Source organism: Marinobacter sp. NFXS9 (assembly GCF_040148665.1).
Lineage (GTDB): Bacteria > Pseudomonadota > Gammaproteobacteria > Pseudomonadales > Oleiphilaceae > Marinobacter_A > Marinobacter_A mangrovi.
Window position 1 is genome coordinate 90486 of the sequence record NZ_JAGDDW010000008.1, and the last position, 14761, is coordinate 105246.

The 14761-nt window shown below is 63.4% G+C and carries 13 protein-coding genes; 6 read left to right on the forward strand and 7 right to left on the reverse strand.

Features of this window, described 5'->3' with window-relative positions:
* Entirely contained in the window at window positions 1-795 is a 795-nt protein-coding gene (locus J3364_RS13735; protein WP_349558882.1) for an ABC transporter permease, read from the forward strand.
* The gene (locus J3364_RS13740) at window positions 788-1453 is read left to right on the forward strand and encodes an ABC transporter ATP-binding protein (RefSeq protein ID WP_349558883.1); all 666 of its coding nucleotides are present in this window, start codon (window positions 788-790) and stop codon (window positions 1451-1453) included. Before J3364_RS13735 ends, J3364_RS13740 begins: the two co-directional genes overlap by 8 nt.
* A 311-nt stretch (window positions 1454-1764) precedes the next feature.
* Here J3364_RS13740 and J3364_RS13745 read toward each other — a convergent pair whose 3' ends face one another.
* From J3364_RS13745 to J3364_RS13755, 3 genes are read right to left on the reverse strand one after another with little or no spacing between them, the layout of a single operon-like run.
* Window positions 1765-2109 (reverse strand): YdbL family probable chaperone protein, encoded by a 345-nt coding sequence (locus J3364_RS13745; protein WP_123634044.1) that lies wholly within the window; start codon window positions 2107-2109, stop codon window positions 1765-1767.
* Between the two features lie 28 nt (window positions 2110-2137).
* Window positions 2138-2341 carry a YnbE family lipoprotein gene (locus J3364_RS13750; RefSeq protein ID WP_123634043.1) on the reverse strand — a complete coding sequence of 68 codons (204 nt, stop codon included), beginning with the start codon at window positions 2339-2341 and terminating at the stop codon, window positions 2138-2140.
* A 2-nt stretch (window positions 2342-2343) separates the two neighbouring features.
* Window positions 2344-4926, reverse strand: coding sequence for an intermembrane phospholipid transport YdbH family protein (locus J3364_RS13755; RefSeq protein ID WP_349558884.1), 2583 nt, complete (start codon window positions 4924-4926; stop codon window positions 2344-2346).
* A gap of 206 nt (window positions 4927-5132) precedes the next feature.
* On the opposite strand from J3364_RS13755, the gene J3364_RS13760 reads away from it, so the two are divergent.
* The 3 genes from J3364_RS13760 (at window position 5133) to J3364_RS13770 (ending at window position 7827) form a co-directional block, all read left to right on the forward strand.
* On the forward strand, window positions 5133-5984 hold the full coding sequence (locus tag J3364_RS13760; RefSeq protein WP_349558885.1) for a cytochrome b/b6 domain-containing protein: 852 nt from the start codon (window positions 5133-5135) through the stop codon (window positions 5982-5984).
* A complete protein-coding gene (locus J3364_RS13765) occupies window positions 5974-6738 on the forward strand; it encodes a molybdopterin-binding protein (protein ID WP_349558886.1) in 765 nt (254 codons plus the stop codon). The genes J3364_RS13760 and J3364_RS13765 overlap by 11 nt, the downstream gene beginning before the upstream one ends.
* Before the next feature lie 87 nt (window positions 6739-6825).
* Entirely contained in the window at window positions 6826-7827 is a 1002-nt protein-coding gene (locus J3364_RS13770) for a Gfo/Idh/MocA family protein (protein ID WP_349558887.1), read from the forward strand.
* A gap of 403 nt (window positions 7828-8230) precedes the next feature.
* On the opposite strand, the gene J3364_RS13775 is transcribed toward J3364_RS13770, so the two are convergent.
* Window positions 8231-10156 carry a methyl-accepting chemotaxis protein gene (locus J3364_RS13775; RefSeq protein ID WP_349558888.1) on the reverse strand — a complete coding sequence of 642 codons (1926 nt, stop codon included), beginning with the start codon at window positions 10154-10156 and terminating at the stop codon, window positions 8231-8233.
* 620 nt (window positions 10157-10776) lie between these two features.
* On the opposite strand from J3364_RS13775, the gene J3364_RS13780 reads away from it, so the two are divergent.
* Window positions 10777-11712, forward strand: a complete 936-nt coding sequence (locus J3364_RS13780; RefSeq protein WP_349559011.1) for a choline ABC transporter substrate-binding protein — start codon at window positions 10777-10779, stop codon at window positions 11710-11712.
* A gap of 7 nt (window positions 11713-11719) precedes the next feature.
* Here J3364_RS13780 and J3364_RS13785 read toward each other — a convergent pair whose 3' ends face one another.
* The 3 genes from J3364_RS13785 to J3364_RS13795 are packed head-to-tail and all read right to left on the reverse strand — an operon-like array spanning window position 11720 to window position 14731.
* Window positions 11720-12835: an ABC transporter permease gene (locus J3364_RS13785; RefSeq protein ID WP_349558889.1), complete on the reverse strand. Its 1116-nt coding sequence runs from the start codon at window positions 12833-12835 to the stop codon at window positions 11720-11722.
* A complete protein-coding gene (locus J3364_RS13790) occupies window positions 12832-13764 on the reverse strand; it encodes an ABC transporter ATP-binding protein (RefSeq protein WP_349558890.1) in 933 nt (310 codons plus the stop codon). Before J3364_RS13790 ends, J3364_RS13785 begins: the two co-directional genes overlap by 4 nt.
* On the reverse strand, window positions 13754-14731 hold the full coding sequence (locus tag J3364_RS13795) for an HlyD family secretion protein (RefSeq protein WP_349558891.1): 978 nt from the start codon (window positions 14729-14731) through the stop codon (window positions 13754-13756). Before J3364_RS13795 ends, J3364_RS13790 begins: the two co-directional genes overlap by 11 nt.
* Window positions 14732-14761 lie beyond the last annotated feature (30 nt).

The following is a 14761-nucleotide window of genomic DNA, read 5'->3' on the forward strand; positions in this document are numbered from 1 at the left end:
ATGTCCCGTAGTCTCGTCACCAAGGCTTCCTCGCCACCGGTCCGTTTCTGGACGCGCTGGATCGCCCTGCCGGCGCTGCTGGCCGTCTGGGCACTTCTGGCTCACGGACTGGCGACGCCGCTGTTGCCGACGCCGGTGGACGTGGCGCAGGCCGCCTGGCGGGAAGCGGCCTCCGGCGAACTGTTCCATCACCTGGGCGTCACCCTTTGGCGGGTGGCGATCAGCTTTGTGCTGGCGATGGCGCTGGGCACCGGTCTGGGGGTGTTCATGGGCCGGCATACCCGCGCCAACGCCATGCTCGACCCGCTGCTGGTGTTCTTCCTCAACCTGCCGGCCCTGGTCACCATCATCCTGCTGTACGTCTGGTTTGGCCTGGTGGAGACGGCGGCCATCCTGGCCGTGGTGATCAACAAGGTTCCCAATGTCACGGTAACCCTGCGCGAAGGCGCCCGCAGCCTGGATGGCCGGCTGGAGCAGATGGCGGACGTGTACGGTTTCACCTTCGGTCAGCGGGTGTGTGAGGTCTGGCTGCCGCAGCTGTTCCCCTATCTGATGGCGGCCACCCGCGGCGGTCTGGCGCTGATCTGGAAAATTGTGCTGGTGGTGGAGTTGCTGGGGCGTTCTGACGGCATCGGCTTCAAACTCCATATGGCCTTTCAAGTGTTCGATGTGGCCACCATCCTGGCCTACAGCCTGGTCTTCATCGCGGTGGTCCAGTTGGTGGAAATCGTCCTGTTGCAGCCACTGGAACGCCGGGCTTCGGCATGGCGCTACGTTGGAGGCGCACATGCTTGAACTGCGGATCGATCGCCTCGCTTATGACAAAGTCGTCGTGGAGGGCATCCACACCGGAGTGATGCCCGGCGATCACGTCTGTCTGCTGGGGCCTTCGGGGATCGGCAAGACCACGCTGCTCAATGCGGTTGCCGGTCTGGTACCGCGACTTCCGGAAAACGCGGTGGTTGGCCGGGACCGGATCCGGTTGGCTTACCTGTTTCAGGAACACCGCCTGCTGCCGTGGCGGACGGTGCGCCAGAATATCCGGTTGGTGGGCGCATCGGACGAGACGATCGATCGATTGCTGGCGGACGTGGGGCTGTCGGAGCATGCCGAATCACTGCCGGACCAGCTGTCGCTGGGCATGGCCCGGCGGGCCGCGCTGGCCCGGTGTCTGGCGATCGAGCCGGACCTGTTGCTGATGGACGAGCCATTTGCCTCACTGGATGCCGAGCGGGCAACCGAACTGCGCTATCTGATCGGCACGCTGCTGACGCGCCGTCCGGAGATGGCGATGATCTGCGTGACGCACGATCCGGCGGATGCCACCGAGCTGGCCAATCGGTTGTGGTATCTGGATGGAACACCGGCGACGTTGCGGTGGGATGAGCGGATCAATGGAATGGATGAGGTGGGGACGTTAATGGATCGCCTGAGAGGGGTGGTATTGGCTTGAAGGCGGGCGCCTGTTGGCGCCTCAGAAGCTGAAGCATCTGCTACACGCTCGAGTGGGTCTTAACATGTCGACGATCATTGGGCAGGCAATGCAGCATTGCACCGCATTTGCGTCAAAAAACTCCCTCTCCCCTCGCGGGAGAGGGCCGGGGAGAGGGGGCGTCATTCCATGTCGGCTATGACTCTCAGCGAGGCTTGCGCCTCGTCCCCCTCTCTCCAAACCTCTCTCCCTCCCGGGGAGAGAGGCTTTAAACACGTTACGCTCGTCATTGTTCCGGAATAGCCCAGCAGGGCTGCCCCCATCTTCTTGGCCTACTTCTTGACCCACTTCCCATCCTGCTTGACGTACTGCCCGGACGGCGTTTTTTCGATGGCCTTCTGGCCGGCCACGGATTCCACCTTGGTCACCGCGATGCCGTGCTTTTCGGCAATGCGGGCGTACTCGGCGCGGCGGGCTTCGTTGATGGCCTCGACGATGTCGGCGGCGTCGCCCTGGGGTTTGACCACTTCCAGGTAGCCGGTCGGGGTTTCGCCCACCAGTCCCTGGGTCTTGGCGGTTTCGAGTTTGCCCTTGGCGGTGTTCAGGTCCATCGCCAGGGCCGGCAGGCTGAGGCAGAGCGCGATCAACAGGGCGCCGATGCGTGCGGATACAGTCATGTCAGTTTCTCCTCCAGTGCGATGACGATCAGAACAGGCCTTCGTCTTCAAACAGTGCTTCCACATCTTTGTCGACCTTCACGTAAATCTCGTGCTGGATCTTCACGTTCAGATTGACGGTGATGGGCTCCTTCGGGGCCTCCATCTTCACCGTCGGCGTGCAGGCCGCCGCCATCAACCCCAGTGCCACGGCAGCCAGCGCCGCCCGGGACCGGGTTCCGGTTATCGTCATGGTTACTGCTCCTTCGTGTTGTCGTTCTGCCGTTGCTCGATCAGTTTTTTGACCCGCTCGGTCACCGTATCGTTCACCCGGCCGCTCAGCTGCAGGCTGGTCAGCAGGGCGGGAATGTCCTCTTGCAGGTTCACGTTGAGGACCACCGGCTGGCCGCCGTGGACATCCGGGTTCTTGCCCTCGATGTGCAAACCCAGTTGCAGGGTGCCGTCCCGAGCATAGTCTATGGTGCTGTCCAGCACCGAATAGTGAAAGTTTTTCATAGCCTCGGCGACGATGCCCATTGCCATATTGTCACCGGCCAAGGCTTGCAGCCTGCTACCCGGCAGCACCAGGCGGCCACCAGGCGAGAGCGCCCTCAAGTCACCGCCTTCCACCGCCACGCCGTCCCGGCCGATGCGGACCGGTACGGTACCACTGAGTTGGCCGGAGCCGGCCAGATCCTCGCTGGGGTAAAGCTTCATGATCTGTTCCAGATCCAGTTTCTCGACGATCAACGGTATCCGGATCGGCAGGCGGGCCAGGTTCCACTGTTGCGGTTCGACGTGGACCTGGCCACCCACCAGATCTGCCCGTGCCGTTTGCAGGGTCAACGTGCCTTTGAGGAACTGGCCCTTGGCCGCTGCGTAGTCAGCGGCGAACTGGATGGGCCCGATGGGCACACCGGGATTGACCGTCTGGATCGACAGGTCCGGCATCCGGGCAGTGAGCCGGTCGCCCTGCAGGGACACTGAAACGGGACCGGTCATGCCGCTCCAGGCGGTCCGGTTGAAGGTGCCGCCGACATTCTGGAGCTCGGCGCCGCTGTCCAGTTGCAAAGGACCGGACGCGGGTCGGGTCAGCGTGGTGTCGATATCCACCGTCCCCGCCGTGACATCCAGCAGCTTTGGCCAGCCTGCCCAGGTGGCCGCCCAGGCTTTACTGTCCTTCGGCGCCTGCAGGTGGCTGGTGATCTGGGCATTCAGGTCACCACCAAACGGCGCCTGCAATGCCACCTGCGCATTGGCACCGGACTGGGCCGTGAGCTGGCCGTCCAGGTCGAATTGTTTCAATGTGCTGGCCAGCGACCCTTTGAAGCGCCAGGACTGGGGCGTCAATTGCGGATGCGTGATCCGCCCGGTGGACAGCCAGACTGGCCCCTTGAATTGCAGGCTGTCGAGTGTGGGCTCGTCCGTGTGGTAACGGGCGTTCAGCGTCACGGAAGGGAAGTCGCCGCGAACGGTGTCCAGCTTAACATCGAGGTTAGTCGGTGCCGTGAGCTGGGCCAGCGTGACATGAGCGTCGGGACCGGTTTTCAGACTCAGGGACGAGGCGTCCGCTTGGCCGGTCAGCTTCAGGTCCAGCCGTGGCGATGCCAGCTGCCAGTCTCCCACTTGGGTTGTCGGCAGGCGACCGGTCAGCCGGGTCTGGTCGAACGCTACCGACCAGGGCGATGTCAGGGCCAGGGTCACCTGGCCATCCAGGGTGAGCTGGCTGCGTCCCTGGCTGGTCAGCGTGACGGCCAGGGGGAGAGTGCCGGGTGGGGCGTTGGCTCCGGGCTCAAGTGGCTGCGTTTCCAGGGTCAGGGTGTCTGGCCGGATGAGCGCCGGCAAGGCTTTGGACCAGTCCGCCGGCTCGGTCAGGGTCAGGTCGGACCGCAGCGAGTGTGCCTGCCACTGGCCCTTCGAGGCGGCCAGGTCGACGGCCAGGTCACCGGACACGGTGCCGACACCGGGCACCGGCCAGGGTTGGGGCAGTTCGCCTTGCAGGGCCACAGACCCGGAGGCGGATTTGAGCGGCGGTTGGCCGTCCGGCCAGTCCAGAGCCCAGTGCGCATCGACCTTCGCAGCGGCTGGCTGGCCGGGCAGGGCGTCGTCAGGGACCGGTGTCCACTGCTGCAGCCAGTCCACAAGCCATGGGGCCTGGGTCCATTCCGGGATCCGGGCGGTGCCGGTCCAGTGATGGGTGGGGCCGCTGCTGTACTCGGTTTGGGCTGTCAGGGTGGGTTGATCGTCGATGGCCAGTTGGGCGCTGGCGTTGATCTGTTCCGGCGGCTGGCCGTCCACCGTCGTGCGGAGATCCAGACGATGTCCGTCCCGTTTCAGTTGCAGGTTGAGCGCCAGGGGGTAGGGCTTACCGTTGAGGCTCAGACTGGCGGAACCGGCCAGTTCGCATTGTCCCGTCTGACAGGGCAACGTCGCCTGGAAGTGGTCGACGTTGACGCGGCGGGGCAGCCAGATGGGCCATTCAATCGGTGGAGAGGTGTCGTCTGTGCTATCCGGAGTGTCAGCCTCGGAGCCGGTTACGATCAGCTGAAGCCGGTCGAGGTGGAGCTGGTCAAGCTGAGGGATCATCCCCTTCCAATGCCATTGCAGGGACAGATCATTCCCACGGATCGCCCACTGCTGACCTGATCGGTTCAGCGCCACCTGGAAGTCGGTTGCGCCAAGGTGCGACAAGCCCAGATCCAGCCCGTGCCAGTCCAGTCGTTCGATGCCCTGCGACTCACGGGTCGCCTGCCACCATTGGCGCGCCCACAGCCCGCCGATCAACAGCAGGACAATGACGGCAATCACCAGCCCGAATACGACACGTCTCCGGCTCATGACGTTCCCTGACTCCCTCTGCGTATGGCCCGTCCGCGATCGGTTTCACCGACCGCCAATCCGTGATGTTCAAGCCCGACTATACAGGTCTTCGCCGGCATTCAGGGAGCGCGTGATACTTTGGTGATGATTTGGTGATGGCGTTGTCATGCAATCCCACTGTGGCGGGCCTAAGCTGGAGGCGATTCATAACGGAGCACACCGTCATGGCCCGAACCCGCCTGAAAACCGTCTACCGCCACCCGTTGCCTGTCCGCATCGGGCACTGGGTCAATGCGCTGTGCCTGTTCATCCTGCTGTTGAGCGGCCTGCAGATCTTCAACGCCCACCCGCATCTCTATTGGGGCAGCGCTTCCGACTTTGAGTCGCCCTGGCTGTCAATTGATTACCACTGGTCCCGGGATGATGGTTATTCCGGCTGGACCCGTGTCTACGACTGGCAGGCGGACACCACCGGCGTATTGGGCGCGTCGCCGGGTTCGAACGGAGAACTGGAAGGCCGGGCCTTTCCGTCCTGGCTGACCATCCCCGGCTCCCGCTGGCTGGCGATGGGGCGCAGTTGGCATTTTTTCTTCGCGTGGATCCTGGTGATCAACGCCAGCCTGTTCCTGATCTGGGCGCTGTTCGCCGGCCACCTGAAGCGTCTGGTGCCCACCGTCGAGGACTGGCGCGGTTTTGGCCGGTCCGTGATCGATCACCTGCGGCTGCGCCACCCGACCGGTGAAGCGGCGACCCGCTACAACATCCTGCAGAAGCTGGCCTACCTGACCGCGATCTTCGGTCTGGGCGGGCTGATCGTGCTGACCGGCCTGTGCATGTCACCGCGAATGGATACGGTTCTGGAGCCGGTACTCGAATTCTTCGGCGGGCGTCAGTCCGCGCGCAGTATCCATTTCCTGGCGGCCGGCGGCTTTGTCCTGTTCGTCGCCATCCACCTGTTTGAAGTGATTGTCAGTGGCCCCATCAACCAGTTGCGCTCGATGATCACGGGCTATTTCCGCTACCACGACGACGCCACCGGGGTGGCCTCAAACCGGGAGAACCGCCATGACGGATAACACGCGCCGCCGATTCCTCAAGACCCTGCTGGCCGGTGGCGGCATGGCTACCCTGACCGGCTGCGACTATCTGTCGGAGAAACCCTGGTTCCGCGACACCCTGGCCCAGGGCGAAAAACTCAGCGATGCGGTCCAGCACGCCATCACACCGCGCAAGGCGATGGCCCGGGAGTTCACCCCGGCGGATATCTCGCCCAGTTTTCGTGCCAACGGCACCACTGATCCCGACGGGACGGAATACCGTGGACTGGCCGCCAACGGCTTCCGCGATTACCGGCTTAAAGTCGGCGGTATGGTGGAGAACCCCATGACGCTGGATCTGGCGGCCATTCGCGCGTTGCCGTCACGCACGCAGATCACCCGACACGATTGCGTGGAAGGCTGGAGTGCCATCGGCCAGTGGACCGGCGCCCGGCTCAGCGCCCTGGTGGAACAGGCGCGTCCCCATCCGGACGCGCGCTACCTGGTGTTCCATTGCGCTGACCGTTACGGCCGGAGCGACAGCCCCTATTACGAAAGCATCGATATGGAAGACGCCCATCATCCGCAGACGCTGTTGGCGTACGAGCTTAACGGCGAACCGCTGCCGATCGCCAATGGCGCACCGCTACGGCTTCGGGTGGAACGTCAGCTGGGCTACAAGATGGCCAAGTACGTGATGGCCATCGAGGTGGTCGACCGTTTCGATCACATCGGCCGTGGCAAAGGCGGCTTCTGGGAGGACCGGGGCTACGCCTGGTATGCCGGCATTTGACCTGGATCGGGACGTGACTTGTCGCTTCCGGAAACATGAACCAAGCTGGAGTGCTTCGATTCATGGGTTCTTATCCCGGGGAGCGTCATGTCCACGACCGACCGTTTCCGCTGGGGCATCATCGCGCCCGGCCGTATCGCCCACACCTTCGCTGAAGCCCTGGCGGGCATCGACGACGCCGTGCTGACGGCTGTCGCCAGCCGGGATCCGGTACGGGGCGCCGAGTTTGCCCGAGCCTATTCGACAGAAGACCATTCGGTCCGCGTCTGTCCTGACTACGACAGCCTGATCGACGAGCCCGATATTGATGGTGTCTACATCGCCAACCCGCACCGCTTTCACGCCGACTGCGTACGGCGCTGCCTGGAAGCGGGCAAGCCGGTGCTTTGTGAAAAACCGCTGACCGTCACGACGGCCGGCGCGGAGTCTCTGTTCGAACTGGCCGAAGACCGGGGCGTGTTTCTGATGGAGGCGGTTTGGTCACGCTTCTTGCCCGTCTGGGATCAGGTCCGCGATTGGGTCAGGCAAGGTGCCGTCGGTGAGATTCATTCCGTCCACTCCGACTTCTGCTTCCGGCTGCCGTTCAAATCCAATGGACGGCATTGGGACATCAACCAGGCCGGCGGTGTGACGCTGGATATGGGTATTTATGCGATCTCCCTGTCCAACTTCCTGTTCGGGCGCGGGCCGGACCGGGTGCAGGCGTCGGTGTTGAAAGGGGAGACCGGTGTGGATATTCGCACTGCGGCACTGCTGGATTACGGCCACGCCGTCAGCGCCTTCACCAGCAGCTTTATCGCCCGACGCGACAACACCATGCGCATCGAGGGCAACGCCGGCCGCATCGTGATCGACGGGCCCTTCTGGGGCTCGGATCGCGCCACCCTGACGCGTCACGACGCCGAGCCGGACGTCGCGGACCGGCCTCGCCGGATCAACGGCTTCGAATATCAGATCGAGGCGGCCATGGCCGACATTCGTGCCGGTCGACTGCAGAACGCCCGCATTCCCTGGGCGGATACGCTGGCGACGGCGCGGGTAATTGATCGGATTCTGGAAGATGGCGGTGTGGACTATCCGTTTCTCTAGTTTTTTAACGTTGTCGTTTCAAACGTTGATCAATTGGAACCCAAATTTGGCCTTGGGAGTCTGAAACCAATGGAGGCCATCGCTTCCGTCGCCTAAGAGGGCCGTCCATAGCCGCTTATGCGACGAGGACATCCTGTCCTCTGCTCCAGCGATGACCTCCATTGGTTTCGATCGGGCCTTTTGCAAAGCCCTGTAAAAGACATGCACTACTACCGGGTCGTTTCTAGTCAGGCATAACGCCAAAATCAGATGGAAGGAAGCGAACGTCCTTGCCGGAGGAAGGACAGGGACGTCCTGGTTGCAATAGCGGCCATGGACGGCCGTCTAGTGCAGCGGAGGCAAGGAGGTTCGCTTACTTCCCGCACAAGCTCGCAGGCAAGTGCTTTCTCAATGTTGCTCTGAATCAAACCTTGTAGTGCGCCAGCTCCTTCTGTAACCGCTCCGCCAGGGCAATCAACTCCTGACTGGCCGCACGGGTCTGATCCGCCTGGGAGGAGGTTTCCTGGGCATTGTTGTGGATGCGTTCCAGGGTGTTGTTGATCTCCTCGGCCACCTGGCTCTGCTCCTCGGCGGCACTGGCAATATCGGTGTTGCGCTCGGAGATGCGGGCGACCGCCTCGCGAACCTGATTGATGGCATCGCCGGATTCCTGGGCCTTGGCGGACAGGTTGCCCGCCAGCTCCCGGGTGGCATCCATCTTCTGGGACGCACCCTTGGCACCGGACTGCAACCGCTCGATCTGCTCGCGGATGTCGTCGATCGAATTCTGCGTGCGGGTGGCCAGCATGCGCACTTCATCGGACACCACCGCAAAGCCCCGACCGTGCTCACCGGCCCGGGCGGCTTCAATCGCGGCGTTCAGCGCCAGCAGATTGGTCTGCTCGGCGATGGAGTGAATCACATCCAGTACGCTGCTGATGGCCTCGCTGTGCTCATCCAGCTCCGTGACGGACTCGGCACACTCGGCGATGGTCCGGGTCTGCTGCTCGATGATGCGGATGGTTTCCTGCACCAGCGCATGGCCGGATTGGGCGTCGTTATCGGCGCCCTTGGCGGCTTCCTCGGCGATGGACGCGCTTTCCGCCACGTTCTGTGCCGTCAGCGACATCTCGTGCATGGACGAGGCCACGTGCTCGGTATCACCGGTCTGACGGGCAATGGACGCGCTGGAATCCTCTGCCACCTTCACCAATCCCTGGGACGCATTCAGCACTTCACGGGACGACGCGCTGACATCGCGGATAGTGTCCTGCACCCGGGCCAGAAGCTTGTCGAAGCCATTGGCCATCTGACCGAACTCGTCCCGGCTGGTGGCATTGAAGCGGATGGTCAGGTCACCTTCGCCCTCGGCAATGTCGTTGACCGCACCGATCATCCGGTTCAGCGGGCGCGTGATGACGGCAGACACCAACAGGTGGATGGCGAGAATCAGCAGGGCGCCCACAATCACGATGACCAGGGCGGTGCCGAGAGAGTCGGCGGTAATCGTGTCGGTCAGCTCGTCGCTGGAGTAGGCCGACACCACTTTGTAGCCCCAGGGATCGAAGGGCGTTTCCGATTTTACCCAGTCGCCGTTATCGCCAGTGAGGGCGGCCTTGACCACATCGTCGGTCTGGTTGTCCGAATGCATCCGGATACGGCCCTTGTCGTCCACCAGCGCTACGAAGCCCCGGTCCAGAACCCGCGAGCCGGCGATGGCGTCCTCAAGCAGCGACATATCCGCCGAGTAGCCGACATACCAGATGCCCACCACCTGGCCGGAACCATCGCGCATCGGGGCATAGCCGGTGAGGTAGGGTTTGCCCAGGATATCCACCTGGCCATAGAACGCCTTGCCGGACTGGATGGCGCGGAAAGCGGCGCCCTCCGGGTTGAGAATGGTGCCGGTAGCCCGCTGGCCGCCGTCTTTCTTCACATTGGTGGAGACGCGCACGTAGTCGCTGCCGTCGTAGACGAACAGTGTGGCGGTGCCGCCCATGTCATCGGTCAGGGCGTCGACCAGCTCATAGTGGTTGGCCATGGGCTCGCCGCCCAGCTGCAGATCCGGCACGGTGCGGTCGCCCACGCGGGTGTCGTCGCCGCGTCCCGGTACGCCGATGGCTTTGCCGCGCTTGATCAGCACGTTCATGCTGCTCTTGACCCGCTCCATCATGATGGAATCGGTGACCGAGAGCAGTCGTATGACCCGCTGTCGTGCGTCGGTGGACTGGCTTTCCGCCGTGTGGGTCAGTTCGTTGTCGCGGGAAACGATGGTGAAAACGGCGCCTGCGATCACGACAACGGAAATCAGCAGGGTGATGGCAAGGAAAAACTTCTTCTTGACGGACATCGAGTCGGGCTCCTGATCGATAAGGCACCGCCGTCCTGCTGGCGGCATTCGTTGGACGTTTATCGACCAATAGTCGACAAACTTTACTCTGTCACCCAGCCCGGCGTTGCCCAGATCATCGCTGGCTGACGGTTGCTCGGGATAACATCAAATCGATTTTGGGAGCGGCACCCGGAAAGGCCGCGAGTGCCGCTGCATCCAGCCGATGCCCCGGTCGGTCGAGCGACGTTATGAGTGATTGCCGGCCAGCAGATAGCAGGGGGAGATTCGATGTTCGGTATTAGCTGGGGTGATGTCAGGCATTAGCCAGACCTTGGTTTACAGGCTGCCTGGCCACGCGCACCATAAATGGCTTCATGTACATGCCGCTTATGACCCTGATAACAACGAATCGGATCGATAGCGCGTTGACGGATGGGTCATTATCCAGCCATTACACATTGATCGACCCACACAACAGGTGCTGCCGGCCGCCTATCCCCCGAGCAGTGCGGAGTTACAGGCTGATTCGGCTGGCCAGCCTGATGGAACTGGACAGTCTCTGGCGCCGGATGTGCCTTCCTGTTTTGGACCGAATAATTAACGAAGCACAAAGGAGAGAATCGACCATGCAGCATCGAATGCGAGCGCTGAAATCCCTGCTGTTGGCGGGTGCCTGCACGCTGGCCGTCTCGGCCCAGGCGGCCGTTCCGGAACAATGCCAGACGGTCCGCTTCAGCGATCCCGGCTGGACCGACATCAACGTCACCAACGCCCTGACCACGACCGTACTGAAGGGGCTCGGCTACGACACCAGCATCGATCTGCTGTCCGTTCCAATCGGCTTTAGATCACTGCAAAACAACGACATCGACGTGTTCCTGGGCAACTGGATGCCGGCCCAGCAGAAGTTCGCCGACCAGTATGAGGGCGGTTACGAACGCCTGCGGGCCAACCTGAAGGGCGCCAAGTTCACCTTGGCCGTGCCGGATGACGTCAAGGAGAAGGCAGGCGTGACGAGCTTTGCCGATCTCGACAAGCACGCGGACCAGTTCGACCACAAGATTTACGGCATCGAACCGGGCGCGCCGGCCAATAACCTGATCCAGAAGATGATTGATAACGACGACTTCGGCCTGGGCGACTGGAAACTGGTGGAGTCCAGCGAACAGGGCATGCTCAGCCAGGTCAGCCGGGCCGAACGGCGAGACCAGTTTGTGGTGTTCCTCGCCTGGGAACCGCATCCGATGAACCTGCAGCACGACCTGACCTATCTGTCCGGCGGCGACGACTACTTCGGGCCCAACTACGGTGGCGCCACCATTTACACGCTGACCCGGAACGGCTACAGCGACGACTGCAGCAATGTGGGCACGCTGCTGGATAACCTGCAGTTCAAACTGGATATGGAAAGCCAGATCATGGGCAGCATCCTCAACGATGGCGAGGAGGCCGACGAGGCCGCGCGCGCATACCTGAAAGCACACCCGGACGTGCTGTCCGCCTGGCTGGACGGCGTGACCACCGTTGATGGCCAGCCGGGGCTGCCCGCCGTCAAGCAGGACCTGGGGCTGTAACCGGCGCTCAGTCCAACCGCTTATGCACCCGCAAGGTGGCGATCCACATCGCCACCGACGCGAACACCACCAGCGCCAACAGTTCCGGCCACAGGTCGACGAGACCGGCGCCCCGCAGCATGATGCCCCGCACCAGGCGGATAAAATGAGTCAGTGGCAGCACCTCGGCCAGCCACTGCGCCGGTGTGGGCATGCCTTCGAACGGAAAGATGAAACCGGACAGCAGCATCTGCGGCAGGAAGGTGAAGATCGCCGCCTGCATGGCCTGGAACTGGGTGGTGACCAGCGTCGAAATGAAAATCCCCAGGGCCAGGCTGGCGATGATAAAGACCAGTGCCGCAGTATAGAGGGCGAGCAGGCTGCCGCGCACCGGCACCTGGAACACCAGGGCGCCAAGGATCAGCACCAGCGTCGTCTGCACCAGCCCGATGCCGATGAAGGGCAGGACCTTGCCGATGGTCAGCTCTGCCGACGACAGCGGCGTGGTGATCAGGAATTCCAGGTTGCCCTGTTCCCGCTCCCGCACCAACGCGATCGCCGTAAACATCACCATGGTCATGGTCAGGATCACGCCGATCAGCCCCGGTACCGTGTTCAGCGGCGCTTCCCGCTGGGGATTGTAATAGCTCACGATTTCCACCGCCGAGACGCTGTCGGCGGTCGCTGACGCGTCGCCCCGCATCAGGCTTCGCACCGGGAACTGGCCGATTTGGCGGGCGGCCTGCTGGACCACCTGGTCCGAGCCGTCCACCACCAGCTGGAACACTTTGCGATCCGGGTCTGACAGCCGCTCCTCCAGATCCGGAGGAATGATCACGGCCGCCTTGATGGCACCTTGCTGCAACAGACGATCGGCCGCTACCGGTGCGGTCAGGACCTCATTGAAATCGAACACCCGGGACTGCAGCAGCTGCTCGGCCAGCTCGCGGCTGGCACTGGAACCCGCCTGATCCACCACCGCGGCAGGCAAGTGGCGAACGTCCATGTTGATGGCGTAGCCGAACAGCAGCAGCTGCATCAGCGGAATGCCGACGATCATGGCGTAGGTCAGCCGATCCCGGCGCAGTTGACGCAGTTCCTTGCGGATCACGGCGAGCAGGCGGCGCAGGCTGAAACCGCTCACGGTCCGTTGCCTCCCCGGGTAGCGGCGACGAAGACATCCTCCAGGTTGGGATCGGTGGGGGCCACTCGTGCCTCGATCCCCTCGGACTGCAGGCGGTCGGCGACCGGTTCCCGGGTGTTCTCGCTGTCTACCAGTACCCGCAGGCTGGCGCCAATCTGGGCGCTGGACAGCACGCCGGGCAGGTTGGCCAGCGCGAGCTCGGCCGCGTGGGGACGGGCCGTTTCCACCAGCAGGGGCAGGGCGCCCAGATCCGCCTTGAGCTGGTCCGGCGAGCCTTCCCGCATCAGCCTGCCTTCCTGCAGGATGGCCAACTGATGACAGCGCTCGGCTTCGTCCATGTAGTGGGTGGACACAAGCAGGGTGGTGCCCGCCTCGGTCAGCTTGAACAACTCGGCCCAGAAATCCCGTCGTGATTGTGGATCGACCGCACTGGTGGGTTCGTCCAGAAACAGCAGTTCCGGTTCGTTGAGTACCGCGGCAGCCAGCGCCAGCCGCTGCTTCTGGCCACCGCTGAGGGTGCCGGCCAACTGCGTCGTCAGCGCGTCCAGGCGATAGGTCTGGATCAGTTCCTCCAGGCGCTGGCGGGTCCGGGTGCGGTCGAGGCCAAACAGGTGGGCGACGAACTGCAGGTTCTCGGTCACGCTCAGGTCCCGGTACAGGGAAAAACTCTGGGTCATGTAGCCGATGCGGCGCTTGAGGGTTTCCGCCTGTCTGGGAATGTCCAGATCCAGCACCCGGATGTCGCCTTCGCTGGGCAACAGCAGTCCGCACAGCATGCGAATGGTGGTGGATTTGCCGCAGCCGTTGGGGCCGAGGAAGCCGTAGACGCGGCTCCGGGGAATCTGGAGATCGAGATGATCGACGGCCGTCAGGTCGCCAAAGCGACGGGTCAGCCCGTGGGTGACGATGGCGGCCGGCTCATTCGCCATCGACCGGCTCCGTTGATGCGGGCCATGCCTGGGCGGGCACACCGGCCGGCAGTGATTGTGCCCGTTCGCCCTGGAGCACGAGCTCCGCCCGGTAGACCAGGCGGCTGGCGTCGTCACCACTGAGGGCGTAATACGGCGTGAAGGCCGGATCGCTGCGGATGCTGCGGACCACGGCGTCGAAATCCTCGGCCACACCGTCTACTTTGACACGGAAACGGTCGCCCGCCTGGATGACGGTCCTGCGGGCTTCCGGGACAAAAATGCGGACGTAAGGTGCGTCACCACTGAGCAACGTCACCAGCGGATCACCCGCCCGCGGTTGATCGCCGAGTTTGTGGGGCAGGCTGTCCACCCGCCCGCCCCGCGGCGCGTGCACATCCAGTCGTTCGCGGCTGACGGTCAGCTGGCGCACTTTGGCATCCGCACTCTGCACCGCCGCCTGGGCCTGGTCCAGCTGCTCGGCCCGGGTGCCCTTCAGCAGCTCATTGAGCTGGGCCTGGCGGGATTCCACGGCGGCATTGGCGCTGTCCAGGGCGCTTTCCCGGTCGTCGAGCTGGGCTTTCGGAGCGGTGCCGCGTTGATAGAGCGTTTGCGTACGCTGAAGGGCCTGCTCGGCGTTGCGCGCCTGGCTGATGGCACCGGCCAGGTCGGCCCGGGCGGCTTCGATAGTTTCCGGTCGGGCGCCATGGCGCAGCTCCTCCAGGCGGGCCGTCTGCTGCTGTAGCGTGGCCCGGGCCTCGTCCAGTTGGGCCTGCAACCGACGGGCATCCTGGCGCAGGATCAGGGCGCCTTTGGAAACCGTTTGCCCCTCGGTGACGGCCATCTCGGTAATGGGTTCGGACGCTTCCGCCAGAACCACAATACGGTCCCATTCGACCGTTCCCAGCAGTGGCTTGGCTGCGCGATCGCATCCACTGACCAGGGGCAGGCCGAGGCACGTGATCAGGAGCAGTTTCAGTGCAGCCATGATGGCATCAGCGTCCTTTAGCAGGGAGAG